The organism is Streptomyces sp. RK62 (genome assembly GCF_018070255.1).
Lineage (GTDB): Bacteria > Actinomycetota > Actinomycetes > Streptomycetales > Streptomycetaceae > Streptomyces > Streptomyces nigra.
On the sequence record NZ_JAGPYD010000004.1, the window covers coordinates 13,306 to 27,214 of the forward strand.

Sequence of the window (13,909 nt, forward strand, 5' to 3'; positions counted from 1 at the left end):
GGACTTACCGGTGTTCTCGGTGCTGTCTTGCCTGTGCCGAAAAGCTTGCCCGGCCACTTTCATGGCCCTGTCCGCCGACTGTCACAGACCTGTCACAGGGGTCCGTGACACCCCGCCTCCACGCGCGCGAGACCGAACTGCTCGTACAGGTGTCGAAACACCACCCCCGCATGGGCCAGAATGTGCGGCGTGCCTTCCCTGTTGCTGATCGAGGACGACGACGCCATCCGCACGGCCCTGGAGCTTTCGCTCACCCGCCAGGGTCACCGGGTAGCCACGGCTGCCACCGGTGAGGACGGCCTGAAGCTGCTGCGCGAGCAGCGGCCGGACCTGATCGTGCTGGACGTGATGCTGCCAGGCATCGACGGCTTCGAGGTGTGCCGGCGCATCCGGCGCACCGACCAGCTGCCGATCATCCTGCTCACGGCCCGCAGCGACGACATCGACGTCGTGGTCGGCCTGGAGTCCGGCGCGGACGACTATGTGGTCAAGCCCGTGCAGGGCCGGGTGCTGGACGCCCGGATCCGCGCGGTGCTGCGCCGCGGGGAGCGGGAGTCCAACGACGCGGCGACGTTCGGCAGCCTGGTGATCGACCGGGCGGCGATGACCGTCACGAAGAACGGCGAGGACCTGCAGCTCACGCCGACCGAGCTGCGCCTGCTCCTCGAACTGAGCCGCCGCCCCGGCCAGGCCCTCTCCCGGCAGCAACTCCTGCGCCTGGTCTGGGAGCACGACTACCTCGGCGACTCGCGCCTGGTGGACGCCTGTGTGCAGCGCCTGCGCGCCAAGGTCGAGGACGTCCCGTCCTCGCCCACCCTGATCCGTACCGTACGCGGGGTCGGCTACCGCCTGGACGCGCCTCAGTGACGGACGCACAGAAGGATCTCCGCGGCTGGGCCGCGGCTCGCAAGGGAGTGTGGTCGAGGCTGCGTTTCACCAGTCTGCGGCTGAGACTGGTGGTCGTCTTCGGCCTGGTGGCGCTCACCGCCGCCGTCTCCGCCTCCGGGATCGCGTACTGGCTCAACCGGGAGGCGGTCCTCACCCGCACCCAGGACGCGGTGCTGCGCGACTTCCAGCAGGAGATGCAGAACCGCGCGGCCCTCCTCCCCGAGAACCCGACGCAGGACGAACTGCAGCACACCGCGGGCCAGATGGCGAACAGCAGCCAGCGTTTCAGCGTGCTGCTCGTCGCCCAGGACGCCGACGGCAAGCCGCTGTCCAGCAGTTCGGGCGCCCTGGACGGCTTCACGCTCGCCGACGTGCCCAAGTCGCTGCGCACGGCGGTGAACGACAAGGTCGACTCCGACAAGGCCGAGTACCACCTGTACTGGCAGCGGATCATCGAGGACGACAAGCCGTACCTGATAGCCGGCACCAAGGTCATCGGCGGCGGCCCTACCGGCTACATGCTCAAGTCCCTCGAACAGGAGGCCAAGGACCTCAACTCCCTGGCCTGGTCCCTGGGCATCGCCACCGGCCTGGCCCTGATCGGCTCAGCACTCCTCGCGCAAGCAGCCGCCACGACCGTACTGAAGCCGGTGCACCGCCTCGGTGTGGCCGCCCGCCGCCTGGGCGAAGGCAAACTCGACACCCGCCTGAGGGTGTCCGGCACGGACGAACTGGCGGACCTCTCCCGGACGTTCAACAACGCGGCCGAAGCGCTGGAGAAACGGGTCGCCGACATGGCCGGCCGCGATGAGGCGTCCCGCCGCTTCGTGGCCGACATGTCCCACGAACTGCGCACCCCGCTCACCGCGATCACGGCGGTCACCGAGGTCCTCGAAGAAGAGCTGGAGGCGGAGACCGGCTCGGTGGACCCCATGATCGAACCGGCGGTCCGCCTCGTCGTCAGCGAGACCCGCCGCCTGAACGACCTGGTCGAGAACCTGATGGAGGTCACCCGCTTCGACGCGGGCACGGCCCGCCTGGTCCTCGACGACGTCGACGTGGCCGACCAGATCACGGCGTGCATCGACGCCCGCGCCTGGCTGGACGCGGTCGAACTCGACGCCGAACGCGGCATCATGGCCCGCCTCGACCCCCGCCGCCTCGACGTCATCCTGGCCAACCTGATCGGCAACGCCCTCAAGCACGGCGGCTCCCCGGTCCGTGTCACGGTCCGCGAGGAGGACGAGGCCGTCGTGATCGACGTACGCGACCACGGCCCCGGCATCCCCGAGGACGTCCTCCCGCACGTCTTCGACCGCTTCTACAAGGCCAGCGCCTCCCGCCCACGCTCCGAGGGCAGCGGCCTCGGCCTCTCCATCGCCCTGGAGAACGCCCACATCCACGGCGGCGAGATCACCGCCGCGAACTCCCCCGAGGGCGGCGCCGTCTTCACCCTGCGCCTCCCCCGGGACGAACCGAAGAAGGAGGACTGATGACCCCGCGCCTCACGGCCCTCCTCACCCTGGCGGCCATAACCCTGGCCGGCTGCGGCATACGGTCCACGGAAGTCCCCACCAACTTCGGTCCGGCCCCCTCCCGCGTCCACTGCTCACTCTCAGAACCGGACGCCTCCCCCCGAGCCACCCGCGGCCTCCCGGTCCAGGTCTTCCTGCTCTGCGGCTCCCAGCTGGTCGCGGTGGACCGCACGATCCGCGTCCCCGACGGCACGGCCGACGCGGCCCGCCGCGTCCTGGTGGCCCAGGGCCTTCTCGAGGAACTCCAGGCAACGCCCTCCCCGGCCGAGAAGGAGGCCGGCTACACCACAGACCTCCGAGGCCCGATGGACGTGACAGGCCCTCGCAGAAACGACCCGGACGAAACCCTGCGCCTGACAACCGCCCCATCCACCCTCACCAGCTACGCCCTCGCCCAGATCGTCTGCACGCTCTCGGACTCCGCGGCGGCAGAGGGCGACGGCTCGGTCATCCTGGGCGGCCCCACGGGCACCCCCCGCCGCTACGAGTGCACGGACGAGGTCCGCACCCGCCCCGGCACCACCGAGCCCCCGTCGACCGAGGTGGCGACGGCCTGACACCCGCGTACGGCGGTGAGGGGCCGGGGTGGGGGGTGCCCGCCCGCAGCGTCCGGCGTCAAGAAGACAGCACAGGTCATCCACCCGAGCCGCCGGACCGAGGACGGACCCCCCCCACCCCGGCCCCGCCTCATGACGCACCCGCAGGCGCGAGACGCACCCCCACGAACCCGAGGATGCGCCGCAGGCATCACACCGCCCCCCGAAACCGCCCGTGTGGCAGACACCTCACCCCACCCCCACCCCACCCGGAACCGATCCCACCGAAGACGGCGTCTTGGGGATCGTGCAGCGTCAAGGCTCCATCGGCGGCAGCGCCGTGATCCGCGTCCGCGCGACAGGAGGCATCCTCCTGGTCGCCCACCTTGCGTTCGTCGCCTGGCTCACGCTGCGCCCCCTGGACGTCCCCTGGGTGATGCCCGCCAACCTCCAGCCCTTCGCCGGCATCCAGGCCGACCTGGCCCTCGGCTGGCGCGAGGCGACGAGGTGCATCGTCGAGGGCCTGGCCCTCCTGGCCCCCCTCGGTGTCCTGCTCCCGATGGCCCACGGCAGGACGACATCGTCCCCCCTGGGCTCCCTGGCCCGCACCACGACAACGGCCGCCCTGATCTCCCTGGCCATCGAACTGCTCCAGACCGGAGTCCCCGGCCAGATGGTCGACGTCGACTCGCTCCTGCTGAACACGCTGGGCGTGGCACTGGCCCACACCGCCGTGGTCCCCGCGGCCCGAGCCCGCCTCCGCCGCGGCTCCCCGAGGAGCCACCGCGTCCCGGTACTCCAGGAGGAACCGTCTCAGGGTCGTACCCCGACGATCCCCAGGGTCGGGATGGCCCCGTAGCACGACGCTTCACCCTGTTTGTCCTCGTAGCGTTGAGGTCAGTGGAAGAGAGAGACCACTCGGAGGGCCCACCCAGGAGCCACCGACACCGACCGACGCTCGCGAAGGAGCCGCACCATGACCGCGCTCGCCCGACCCACCCACGGCCGCATGATCGGCGGAGTGTGCGCCGCGCTGGCGCGACGCTTCGGCACGTCCGCCACGACGATGCGCGTGATCTTCCTGGTCTCCTGCCTCCTGCCGGGCCCGCAGTTCCTGCTCTACATAGCCCTGTGGCTCCTGCTGCCATCGGAAGAGAAGGCAGCCAAGACAAACACGGCCTGGTAGAAACCCACATCCCCCTCCCACCGGGAAACCCGGCGAGAGGGGGATCCCCTCTGTGAAAACACACAACACACAACACGTCACACAGCCACGACGGCCCCCCGAGCCCGAGCCGCCCGAGTCCCCAGCAAGGTGATCGCCACGACCCCGACGACGGCCAGCAGCCCGACCCCGACGGTCCCGCCCCAGCCCCCCGCGTGGAAGGCGACGGCCCCGACGGTGCTGCCCGCGCTGGACCCGATGTAGTAGGCGGACTGATACAGCGCCGAAGCCTGCGCACGCCCGTGCGTGGCGGTCTTGCTGACCGCGGACGACGCCACAGCGTGCCCCGCGAAGAACCCGGCGGTGATCAGCACGAGCCCCAGCAGTACGAGCGGCAGCGACCCCGCCAGGGTCGCGAGCAGCCCCACCGCCGTAGTCGCTGCACCCGCGTACAGAGCCCCACGCCGCCCGAGCCGGTTCACGAGCCGCCCCGCCGTGGAGGCGGAGACGGTGCCGACCAGATAGACAAGGAAAATCGAACCGACGATGCCCTGGGGCAGCGAGAACGGCGCCTCGGTGAGCCGGTACCCGATCACGGTGTAGACGCCGCCGAAGACGGTCATGAACAGCGCGCCGATGGCGTACAGCCGCCGCAGCAGCGGGTCGGAGAGATGGTCGCGCACGGTCCGCACCAGCACACGGGGCCGCAGCGACCCGGGCGTGAAATGCCGCGGCGCAGGAAGCAGCAGCCGGAAGGCGACCGCGCAGGCCACGGCGAGGGCGCCGATGACGCCGACGGCGACACGCCAGCCCCACTCCTGGGCGACCCAGCCGGTGATGACACGGCCGCTCATGCCGCCGACGCTGTTGCCCGCGACGAACAGCCCGATCGCCGTGATCAGCGCCTTGGGCCGTACTTCTTCGGCGAGGTACGCGGTCGCGGAGGCCGGCAGACCGGCCAGCGCGGCGCCTTGGACGGCCCGGAGCACGACGAGCGCGGTCAGGTTGGGCGCGAACGGCACGGCGACACCGACGGCGACCGCGACGGCGAGGGAGCCCGTCATGACGGTACGGCGGCCGTACCGCTCGGAGAGGGCGCTCATGGGGAGTACGAACAGGGCCAGTCCGCCGGTCGCGGCCGCCACCGCCCAGCTGGCCTGGCTCGCCGCGACCCCGAACTCGTCGGAGATCAGCGGCAGAAGGGCCTGCGTGGAGTAGAGGAGGGCGAAGGTCGCCACACCGGCGAGGAAGAGGGCGAAGCTCATCCGGCGGTATCCGGGACCGCCCGGAGCCATACGGGAGTCGACGACGGGGGCTGCGGGGGCGGCGACCACGGGAGTGGACGCCTCGGTACTGGCGGGAGGCATGCTTCGAAGTTACGTACGCCGTCACTGATCCGTCCAATGCATGGATTCGCCATAATCGTTCCCATGGCGCATCAGCACAGTTCACGAGGTCGGCTGTCACCGTTCAGTGACACAGAAGACATGGCCGACATGTCCCGGCTGCTGGCGCCCCGCCTCGCGTACTTCGCCGGGGTGGCGCGCACCGAGCACGTCACCAGGGCCGCGCGCGAGATGGGCGTACCGCAGTCGACGCTGTCGCGGGCCATGGTCCGTCTGGAGCAGGATCTCGGGGTGGACCTGTTCGCGCGGCACGGCCGGACGGTGTCGCTGACGCCCGCGGGCCGCACGTTCCTGGCCTCGGTGGAGCGCGCCCTGGCCGAGGTGGAGCGCGCGGCGGAGGAGGTCCGCGCCGACGCCGACCCGGCGACCGGAAAGGTGGCCTTCGGCTTCCTGCACACGATGGGCGCGGAGACGGTGCCGGGCCTGCTGCAGGCGTTCCGGGCCGACCACCCCCGGGTCCGCTTCAGCCTGGTGCAGAACTACGGCGAGGCGATGCTGGAGGGCCTGCGGGCCGGGGAGCTGGACCTGTGCCTGACGTCGCCGGTGCCGGACGCCCCCGACCTGGTGGCCCGCCGCCTGGACGAACAGAAACTGCGCCTGGTGGTGCCCGCCGACCACCGTCTCGCCACCCGCAGACGCATCCGGCTGGCGGAGGCGGCGGAGGAGAACTTCGTGACGCTGGAGCCCGGCTACGGCCTGCGCCGCATCACGGACGACCTGTGCCGGGAGGCAGGCTTCCGGCCGCGCATCGCCTTCGAGGGCGAGGAAGCGGAGACCCTCAGGGGCCTGGTGGCGGCAGGGCTGGGCGTAGCGCTGCTCCCCCCGCCGGCTGTACCCCGCCCAGGGGTGCGGGAGCTGACGGTGACGGCACCGAGGGCGGCACGGGAGATCGGCGTGGCCTGGCTGGCGGACCGCCCGGACACGCCGCCGGTGGCGGCGTTCAAGAAATTCTTGCTCTCCCGCAGAGGCACACTGCTCCCATAGTCAACCCGCACCCCAGCCCCGAACAGAAACCACCCCAAACACAAATCAAATCGCACCCCAGCCCACCCGCACCCTCCCCCCCTACCGCCGCAACGACTTCCCGAACCCCGAGGCAAGCGGCATCCGCAACCCCAACGGCGGCGGAGCCGCGAACGCATCGACAACAGGCCGCGAGAACACGGCCCCGAACAGCGCGCCCATGACGAAGTCCTCGGCCAGCGCCAGCACTTCGTCCCGATGCTGATGCAACCGATGCCGATCGGAATGGACTTCGAACCGGCACACCTCCCGGTTCGCCTTCTTGGCCCGCGCCGCCAGCCGGAAGGACAGCTCGGGATCGGTCCGCTCGTCGTTCGTGCCGTGCACGATCATCACGCGCCGCCCGGCGAGCTGCTTCACCGGTTCGGGCGAGCCCGCCCCGTCCTCGTCCGGCAGCCAAGGGGCGATCGCGAGCACGGAATTGACGGCCTCATGCCCTGCCGCACGCAACGCGGCCCGCCCGCCCATGTCGAGCCCGACGAGACACACGGGCACATCCCCATAGAGCCGTACGACCTCGTCGGCGGCCCACAACGCGTCCCGCATGAGAGAGGCCTCGTCCCCGTTCCACCCGCGACAGCGGTAGTGAACGGCGTGCACGGCGAGCCCGTCCCCCCGCCCGGCCCGAGCGAGCCGGCGCCCCAGTGCACGAACCAACGAGGTGGCCAGCAGCGGCGCGGGTCTGCGGTAAGAGGTCTCGTCCCCGCCCGGGAGCAGCAGAACCACACCGCTCACCGCCGTCGGCTCCGGCCCGACCACCTTGCCCAGCCGGACCCTGCGCACCGGCGTCGCTTGCTGTGCCATGACAGAACAGTGGCAGAAACGAGGGCCCGGGCGACCCGTCCGTGCGGTCACCGTTACGTATCGACGGATGTGTAAAGCGCCGTTCCGGCCGTCCACGCGCCGCACTTCACTTCCCGCACGGAGCCGCACTCTGCACAAAACTCTCCTCCTGCGCGGAGCCGCACTCTCTACGCGCGTAGGCGTTAGAGTGCGGAAATGACGAGCCAGACTGCCCCGAAGGCGCACACCCCGAGCTCGGACCAGATCCGCCGGGCCCCGAAGGTTCTGCTGCACGACCACCTCGACGGCGGGCTCCGCCCCGGCACGATCGTCGAGCTCGCCCGCGAGTCGGGCTACGACCAGCTCCCCGAGACCGACCCCGGAAAGCTCGGCCTGTGGTTCCAGGAGGCCGCCGACTCCGGTTCGCTGGAGCGGTACTTGGAGACGTTCTCGCACACCGTGGCGGTCATGCAGACCCGTGACGCCCTCGTCCGCGTCGCCCGTGAGTGCGCGGAGGACCTCGCGGAGGACGGGGTCGTCTACGCCGAGGTGCGCTACGCCCCGGAGCAGCACCTGGAGGGCGGGCTCACCCTGGAGCAGGTCGTGGAGGCCGTCAACGAGGGCTTCCGGGAGGGCGAGCGGATCGCCCGGGAGAACGGCCACCGCATTCGCGTCGGCGCGCTGCTCACCGCGATGCGGCACGCGGCCCGCTCGCTGGAGATCGCCGAACTCGCCAACTCCTACCGCGACATGGGCGTCGTCGGCTTCGACATCGCGGGCGCCGAGGCGGGCCACCCGCCGACCCGGCACCTCGACGCCTTCGAGTACCTCAAGCGCGAGAACAACCATTTCACGATCCACGCCGGCGAGGCGTTCGGGCTGCCGTCGATCTGGCAGGCCCTCCAGTGGTGCGGCGCCGACCGGCTGGGGCACGGGGTCCGGATCATCGACGACATCCGGGTGCGGGACGACGGCTCGGTGGAGCTCGGACGCCTCGCGTCCTACGTACGGGACAAGCGCATTCCGCTGGAGCTGTGCCCGAGCTCCAATCTGCAGACGGGCGCGGCCGACTCGTACGAGGCGCACCCCATCGGCCTGCTGCGCAAGCTGCACTTCCGGGCCACGGTGAACACGGACAACCGCCTGATGTCCCACACCAGCATGACCCAGGAATTCGAGCATCTTGTCGAGGCGTTCGGTTACACGCTCGACGACATGCAGTGGTTCTCCGTCAATGCGATGAAATCATCGTTCATTCCTTTCGATGAACGGCTGGCCATGATCAATGACGTGATCAAGCCCGGATATGCCGAACTCAAGTCCGAGTGGCTTTTCCGACAGACGAGCTCTACCAGCGGTTCTCCCGACGAGGAGGGCTGACGAGGGGTTCCGCCCGCACAGGGACTGCGGACGCCATTCACAATCCGTCCGCAATTCGATGTTTGCGGCCGGACGGTGGGGGTGTTTACGGTCGAAGAACCGCTCACATCCCCGTTCTCGAAATTCCGAGGTTTTCCATGAAGCAGTCTGCCGCCAAGTCCCTCGGTGTCGCCGCGCTCGGCGCCGCCTTCGCCGCCACGGGCGCGGGTGCCGCCAACGCGGCCCCCGCCGTCCCGGACGCCGGCGCGGCGCTGGACACCGTCACCCGGACGCTCCCGGCCGAGAGCCTGACGCAGGCGGCCCCGAACGCCGCCGAGGGCCTGGCCGGGGGGCAGGAGGCGGTCGCCGCCGGCCTCGCCGCCGCGCAGCCGACCGCCGAGCGGACGCTGGCCGGTGCCCCGACGCTGGCGGCCGGCCCGACGGGCGCGGCCACCGGCCTCCTCGGCGGCCTGCCGGTGGAGAGCCTCCCGGCGCAGGCCCTCCCCACCCAGGGCCTCCCGACGCAGGGCCTGCCCGTGAACGGCGTCCCGCTGGGCTGACCCCGCCGCACGGCCGCACACCATCGGGGCGCACTCATGACATGGGGGTGCGCCCCGATGCCATGCCCGGATGCCACACCACACCCCCGACCCCACACCGCACTCTCGGCCTCACACCACACCCCCGACCTGCGGCTTTCCCCACTCCGGGGGCCATTGTCAGTGGGCTGCGGTAGCTTCCGAAGTGGTGGGGCGCGACGAGGCGTTCCACAGGACGGCCACAGGGGTGGGTGGACGATGAGCGACGGTACGGCGACCACGACGACGGATCTCGACGTCAGGCTGGAGAAGCACCGCGTCGAGCTGACCGGGTACTGCTACCGCATGCTCGGTTCGTCCTTCGAGGCCGAGGACGCGGTGCAGGACACGATGGTGCGGGCCTGGCGCAGCTACGACAAGTTCGAGGGCCGTTCCAGCCTCCGCTCATGGCTGTACCGCATCGCGACGAACGTCTGCCTGGACATGCTGACGGCGGGCAACAAGAGGGCCCGCCCCATGGACCTCACCGAGTCGACGCCGCTCGCACAGGCCGCCCTCTCCCCCCGCCCGGACCACACCTGGCTGGAGCCGGCGCCGGACACCCGGGTGCTGCCCACGACCGACGACCCGGCGGAGGCCGCCGTCGCGAAGGAGTCGGTGCGGCTCGCCTTCATGGCCGCGCTGCAGCAGCTGCCGCCGAAGCAGCGCGCGGTGCTGATCCTGCGCGAGGTGCTGGCGTGGAAGGCGAGCGAGACCGCCGAGCTGCTCGGCACCTCGGTCGCGTCGGTGAACAGCGCGCTGCAGCGGGCCCGGGCCACCCTGGCCGAGCAGCGTCAGCCCGGCGCGGACGCGGCGGTCTCCGACCCGCTGGACGAGGAGCAGCAGAAGCTCCTGGACCGCTATGTCGCCGCCTTCGAGGGGTACGACATGACGGCGCTGACAGAGCTGCTGCACGAGGACGCCATCATGACGATGCCGCCGTTCGACCTGTGGCTGACCGGCGCCGGGGACATCACCGGGTTCATGACGACGATGGGCGCCCCCTGCGCGGGCTCCCGTCTGGTGCCCGTCGAGGTCAACGGGCTGCCGGGGTTCGCCCAGTACAAGCCGGACCCGGAGGCGGGCGGGTTCACGCCGTGGGCGGTGCAGGTCCTGGAGACCTCAGGGGGGCGGATCACCGGGTTCCACTGCTTCCTCGACACCAAGCGCTGGTTCCCGCTCTTCGGGCTGCCCCTCCACCTCGAAGCGGAGGCCGACGAGGTCGAGCAGGGCGTGTAGGGCGGGGTCCGGGTCCCGCAGCCGTATCCGGCCGCCGGCGCGCCGGGCGGTGAGCTGGAGCCGGGCCAGCAGGTCCACGGTCCCCAGGCCGGGCGGGCCGAGCCCGCCGACGTCGCACACCACGACCCTGGAGGGGCAGCCTTCCAGCCGGGCCCGTACGACGGCGCACAGGCCCGTCACCTCGCCCGGGGTGACAGGGCCGGCCAGCACGAGTACCGCGGGTGTCATGGCGTCCACGACCGGTAGACCGGGCCGGGGCTGGTAACTCATCGCGGCACGCGCGCCTGCCGCGATCCGCCGGACGCGCCCGCGTGTCCGCCGGCCGGGATCACATTGACCCGGCGCCCTCCCGCCCCGGAGGGTTGGGTGTATGCCCCACACACCAGTGCCCCCTCGAAGACCGCGCGGCCCGCTCCTCGCGAAGGGGGTCCCGTGCAGGGGGTGTTGACGGGTTTCGCGGTGATCGCGGTGGTGATCGCCGTCGGTTATGTGATCGGCCGGCGCGGCTACCTCGGGGAGCACGGGCGGGACGTGCTGACGAAGCTGGCGTTCCACGTGGCGTCGCCCGCGCTGCTCTTCACCACCCTCGCGGGCACCGACCTCTCGGTGATCTTCTCCAGCCGTCTCCTGGTCACCGCGCTGAGCACGGCCGCCGCGGCCGGGGTCTTCGTGGCGGTCGCCGCCGTGCGGCGCTGGGGCGTGGGCCGCACCACGATCGGTGCTCTGTGCTCCAGCTACGTGAACTCCGGCAACCTCGGCATCCCGATCGCCGTGTACGTCCTCGGAGACGCGTCGCTGGTGGCCCCGGTGCTGCTGTTCCAGCTGGTCGGGGTCACACCGGTCGCGCTGACGATCCTCGACCTCTCCGGTGGCGGCGCGAAGGGCCCGCTGTGGCACCGCCTGCTGACACCGCTGCGGAACCCCATCGCACTGGGCTCGCTCGCGGGCGTGGCGGTGTCGGCGACGGGGCTGCGGATCCCGGCACCCGTCCTGGACCCGCTGACGCTGATCGGCGGCATGTCGGTCCCCGCGGTCCTTCTGGCCTTCGGCATCTCCCTGTGCGGCAGCACGATGCCCGGTCGGGGCCCCGACCGGCACCCGGTGTTCCTCTCGGTGGCGCTGAAGTCCCTCGGCCAGCCCGCCGCGGCCTGGGCCCTGGCGGCGGGCGTCTTCGGCCTGCGGGGCGCGTCCCTGCTGGACGTGGTGGTGACCTCGGCCCTGCCCGCCGCACAGAACCTGTACACGTACGCGTCGAGCTACCGGGTGGCCGAACGCCTGGCCCGCGACTCGATCCTGCTCTCGACGGTGCTCTCGGTACCGGTCCTGGTAGCGGTGGCGGCGCTCCTGGGCTGAGCGTCAGTCGACGGGGAGCTCACCGGTGTCGATCGTCACGCCGAAGGGGTCCGGCAGCGTGATCGGGTCGCCGAACTTGACCGCCCTCAGCACCCGGTAGACGTCCCCCTTGGGTTCCCCGAACAGCGTGGCGGTCGGGCCGCCCGGAGCCCAGCGGTCGACGAGCAGGTAGAGCGGGATACCGGCGGTGGCGTATGCGGCGGGCTTGCTGACGCGGTCGTGCTGGGCGTTGGACCGGGAGGTCACCTCGACGACGAGTTCGGCCAGGGCCGCCGGGATGTGGGACTCCGCCTCCGCGCGTTCCCCGACGGGCGCCACGAGCAGGTCCGGGATGAACATGCCCAGGCAGGACGGCACCGAGATGGCCGACCTCTGGAACATCCTCCGGTCGTCCGGGATCACGGAGTAGAGGAGACGCTGAACGCGCTCCACGATGAGGTGGTGACGGGGCTCCCGAGCAGGCGAGACGGTGATGATCCCCTCGATGATCTCCACTCTGCTGCCCTCGGGCCAGTCCATCGCCTCCCAGAACCGTACGAGGTCGTCCCACCGCTGGTCGGGATCCTCGCTGACGGTGAGTGCCCACATGGTCGTCTCCCCTCGATGTGGCACCGATCGCACCATGCCGAACGGGACCGGCGGTGGTCCACCGATCCCGTTCACCCGAAAGGGAAACCGCCTGGTCAGGCGATACGTTCCAGCACCACCGGCGACGCCGTGAAGTCGGTGCCGGCCGGGCTGACGTCGTACGAGCCCTCCACCGCCTGGAGCGCGTATTCGAAGCGCTCCGGGGTGTCCGTGTGCAGGGTGAGCAGGGGCTGGCCCGCGGTCACCGTGTCGCCGGGCTTGGCGTGCATCTCGACGCCGGCGCCCGCCTGCACCGGGTCCTCCTTGCGGGCGCGTCCGGCGCCCAGACGCCAGGCGGCGACGCCGATGTCGTAGGCGTCGAGGCGGGTGAGGACACCGGAGGCGGGGGCCGTGACGACGTGCTGCTCGCGCGCGACGGGCAGTTCGGCGTCCGGGTCGCCGCCCTGCGCCGCGATCATGCGCCGCCAGACGTCCATGGCGGAGCCGTCGGCGAGGGCCTTCGCCGGGTCGGCGTCCTTCAGCCCGGCGGCCGCCAGCATCTCGCGGGCCAGGGCGATGGTCAGCTCGACCACGTCGGCGGGGCCGCCGCCGGCCAGGACCTCGACGGACTCGCGGACCTCGAGCGCGTTACCGGCCGTGAGGCCGAGCGGGGTCGCCATGTCGGTGAGCAGCGCGACCGTCTTCACCCCGTGGTCGGTGCCGAGGCCCACCATGGTGGAGGCCAGCTCGCGGGCGTCCTCGATGGTCTTCATGAAGGCGCCGGTGCCGACCTTCACGTCGAGGACCAGCGAGCCGGTGCCCTCGGCGATCTTCTTCGACATGATCGAGGAGGCGATCAGCGGGATGGCCTCGACGGTGCCGGTGACGTCCCGCAGGGCGTACAGCTTCTTGTCGGCGGGGGCCAGGCCGTCGCCCGCCGCGCAGATCACGGCGCCGGTGGTGTCGAGGACGGACAGCATCTCCTCGTTGGAGAGCAGTGCGCGCCAGCCGGGGATGGACTCCAGCTTGTCGAGGGTGCCGCCGGTGTGGCCGAGGCCGCGGCCGGAGAGCTGCGGGACGGCGGCGCCGCACGCGGCGACCAGCGGAGCGAGCGGCAGCGTGATCTTGTCGCCGACGCCGCCGGTGGAGTGCTTGTCGGCCGTCGGGCGGGACAGCGAGGAGAAGTCCATGCGCTCGCCGCTCGCGATCATCGCGGCGGTCCAGCGGGCGATCTCGCGGCGGTTCATGCCGTTGAGGAGGATCGCCATGGCGAGCGCGGACATCTGCTCGTCGGCGACCTCCCCGCGGGTGTACGCGTCGATGACCCAGTCGATCTGTGCGTCGCTGAGCTCGCCGCGGTCCCGCTTGGTGCGGATGACGGAGATGGCATCCGTCGACAAAACAGCCATGGCTTTCCTTCCGAAGGTGCCAGAAGAGACACGGCCCCTCCAGACGGTCGCGTGAGCGACGCGGAGGG

15 protein-coding genes are annotated in these 13,909 nt (G+C 71.2%); 10 read left to right on the plus strand and 5 right to left on the minus strand.

Annotated features, from left to right (window positions below; all coding sequences use genetic code 11):
* The first annotated feature begins 189 nt into the window (after positions 1-189).
* The 5 genes from afsQ1 (at position 190) to KBY32_RS08865 (ending at position 4,145) form a co-directional block, all read left to right on the plus strand.
* Entirely contained in the window at positions 190-867 is a 678-nt protein-coding gene (afsQ1, locus tag KBY32_RS08845; RefSeq protein ID WP_037886857.1) for a two-component system response regulator AfsQ1, read from the plus strand.
* Positions 864-2,381 carry a HAMP domain-containing sensor histidine kinase gene (locus tag KBY32_RS08850; protein WP_210979540.1) on the plus strand — a complete coding sequence of 506 codons (1,518 nt, stop codon included), beginning with the start codon at positions 864-866 and terminating at the stop codon, positions 2,379-2,381. Before afsQ1 ends, KBY32_RS08850 begins: the two co-directional genes overlap by 4 nt.
* Positions 2,381-2,980, plus strand: a complete 600-nt coding sequence (locus tag KBY32_RS08855) for a hypothetical protein (protein ID WP_210979541.1) — start codon at positions 2,381-2,383, stop codon at positions 2,978-2,980. The genes KBY32_RS08850 and KBY32_RS08855 overlap by 1 nt, the downstream gene beginning before the upstream one ends.
* Positions 2,981-3,266: 286 nt before the next feature.
* Positions 3,267-3,818, plus strand: a complete 552-nt coding sequence (locus KBY32_RS08860; protein WP_210979542.1) for a VanZ family protein — start codon at positions 3,267-3,269, stop codon at positions 3,816-3,818.
* A gap of 117 nt (positions 3,819-3,935) precedes the next feature.
* Positions 3,936-4,145: a PspC domain-containing protein gene (locus KBY32_RS08865; protein ID WP_055621694.1), complete on the plus strand. Its 210-nt coding sequence runs from the start codon at positions 3,936-3,938 to the stop codon at positions 4,143-4,145.
* 77 nt (positions 4,146-4,222) lie between these two features.
* On the opposite strand, the gene KBY32_RS08870 is transcribed toward KBY32_RS08865, so the two are convergent.
* Positions 4,223-5,491: an MFS transporter gene (locus KBY32_RS08870; protein WP_210979543.1), complete on the minus strand. Its 1,269-nt coding sequence runs from the start codon at positions 5,489-5,491 to the stop codon at positions 4,223-4,225.
* Between the two features lie 63 nt (positions 5,492-5,554).
* On the opposite strand from KBY32_RS08870, the gene KBY32_RS08875 reads away from it, so the two are divergent.
* A complete protein-coding gene (locus tag KBY32_RS08875) occupies positions 5,555-6,514 on the plus strand; it encodes a LysR family transcriptional regulator (protein WP_055621692.1) in 960 nt (319 codons plus the stop codon).
* An 81-nt stretch (positions 6,515-6,595) separates the two neighbouring features.
* Here the strand turns inward: KBY32_RS08875 and KBY32_RS08880 are convergent, their stop codons facing one another.
* Complete coding sequence (locus tag KBY32_RS08880; RefSeq protein ID WP_210979544.1) at positions 6,596-7,357, minus strand: alpha/beta hydrolase; 762 nt, start codon at positions 7,355-7,357, stop codon at positions 6,596-6,598.
* Between the two features lie 195 nt (positions 7,358-7,552).
* On the opposite strand from KBY32_RS08880, the gene KBY32_RS08885 reads away from it, so the two are divergent.
* The 3 genes from KBY32_RS08885 (at position 7,553) to KBY32_RS08895 (ending at position 10,512) form a co-directional block, all read left to right on the plus strand.
* A complete protein-coding gene (locus KBY32_RS08885) occupies positions 7,553-8,716 on the plus strand; it encodes an adenosine deaminase (protein WP_108708396.1) in 1,164 nt (387 codons plus the stop codon).
* Positions 8,717-8,853: 137 nt separating this feature from the next.
* Positions 8,854-9,255 carry an ATP-binding protein gene (locus tag KBY32_RS08890; protein ID WP_115507611.1) on the plus strand — a complete coding sequence of 134 codons (402 nt, stop codon included), beginning with the start codon at positions 8,854-8,856 and terminating at the stop codon, positions 9,253-9,255.
* 237 nt (positions 9,256-9,492) lie between these two features.
* Positions 9,493-10,512 carry a sigma-70 family RNA polymerase sigma factor gene (locus tag KBY32_RS08895; protein WP_210979545.1) on the plus strand — a complete coding sequence of 340 codons (1,020 nt, stop codon included), beginning with the start codon at positions 9,493-9,495 and terminating at the stop codon, positions 10,510-10,512.
* Here KBY32_RS08895 and KBY32_RS08900 read toward each other — a convergent pair.
* Complete coding sequence (locus tag KBY32_RS08900) at positions 10,396-10,782, minus strand: STAS domain-containing protein (protein WP_210979546.1); 387 nt, start codon at positions 10,780-10,782, stop codon at positions 10,396-10,398. The genes KBY32_RS08895 and KBY32_RS08900 overlap by 117 nt on opposite strands.
* A 162-nt stretch (positions 10,783-10,944) precedes the next feature.
* On the opposite strand from KBY32_RS08900, the gene KBY32_RS08905 reads away from it, so the two are divergent.
* A complete protein-coding gene (locus tag KBY32_RS08905; RefSeq protein WP_210979547.1) occupies positions 10,945-11,865 on the plus strand; it encodes an AEC family transporter in 921 nt (306 codons plus the stop codon).
* Positions 11,866-11,868: 3 nt separating this feature from the next.
* Here the strand turns inward: KBY32_RS08905 and KBY32_RS08910 are convergent, their stop codons facing one another.
* Together KBY32_RS08910 and KBY32_RS08915 are read right to left on the minus strand one after the other, a co-directional pair.
* Complete coding sequence (locus KBY32_RS08910; protein WP_210979548.1) at positions 11,869-12,453, minus strand: Uma2 family endonuclease; 585 nt, start codon at positions 12,451-12,453, stop codon at positions 11,869-11,871.
* Between the two features lie 95 nt (positions 12,454-12,548).
* The gene (locus KBY32_RS08915) at positions 12,549-13,832 is read right to left on the minus strand and encodes a thymidine phosphorylase (protein ID WP_210979740.1); all 1,284 of its coding nucleotides are present in this window, start codon (positions 13,830-13,832) and stop codon (positions 12,549-12,551) included.
* Positions 13,833-13,909 lie beyond the last annotated feature (77 nt).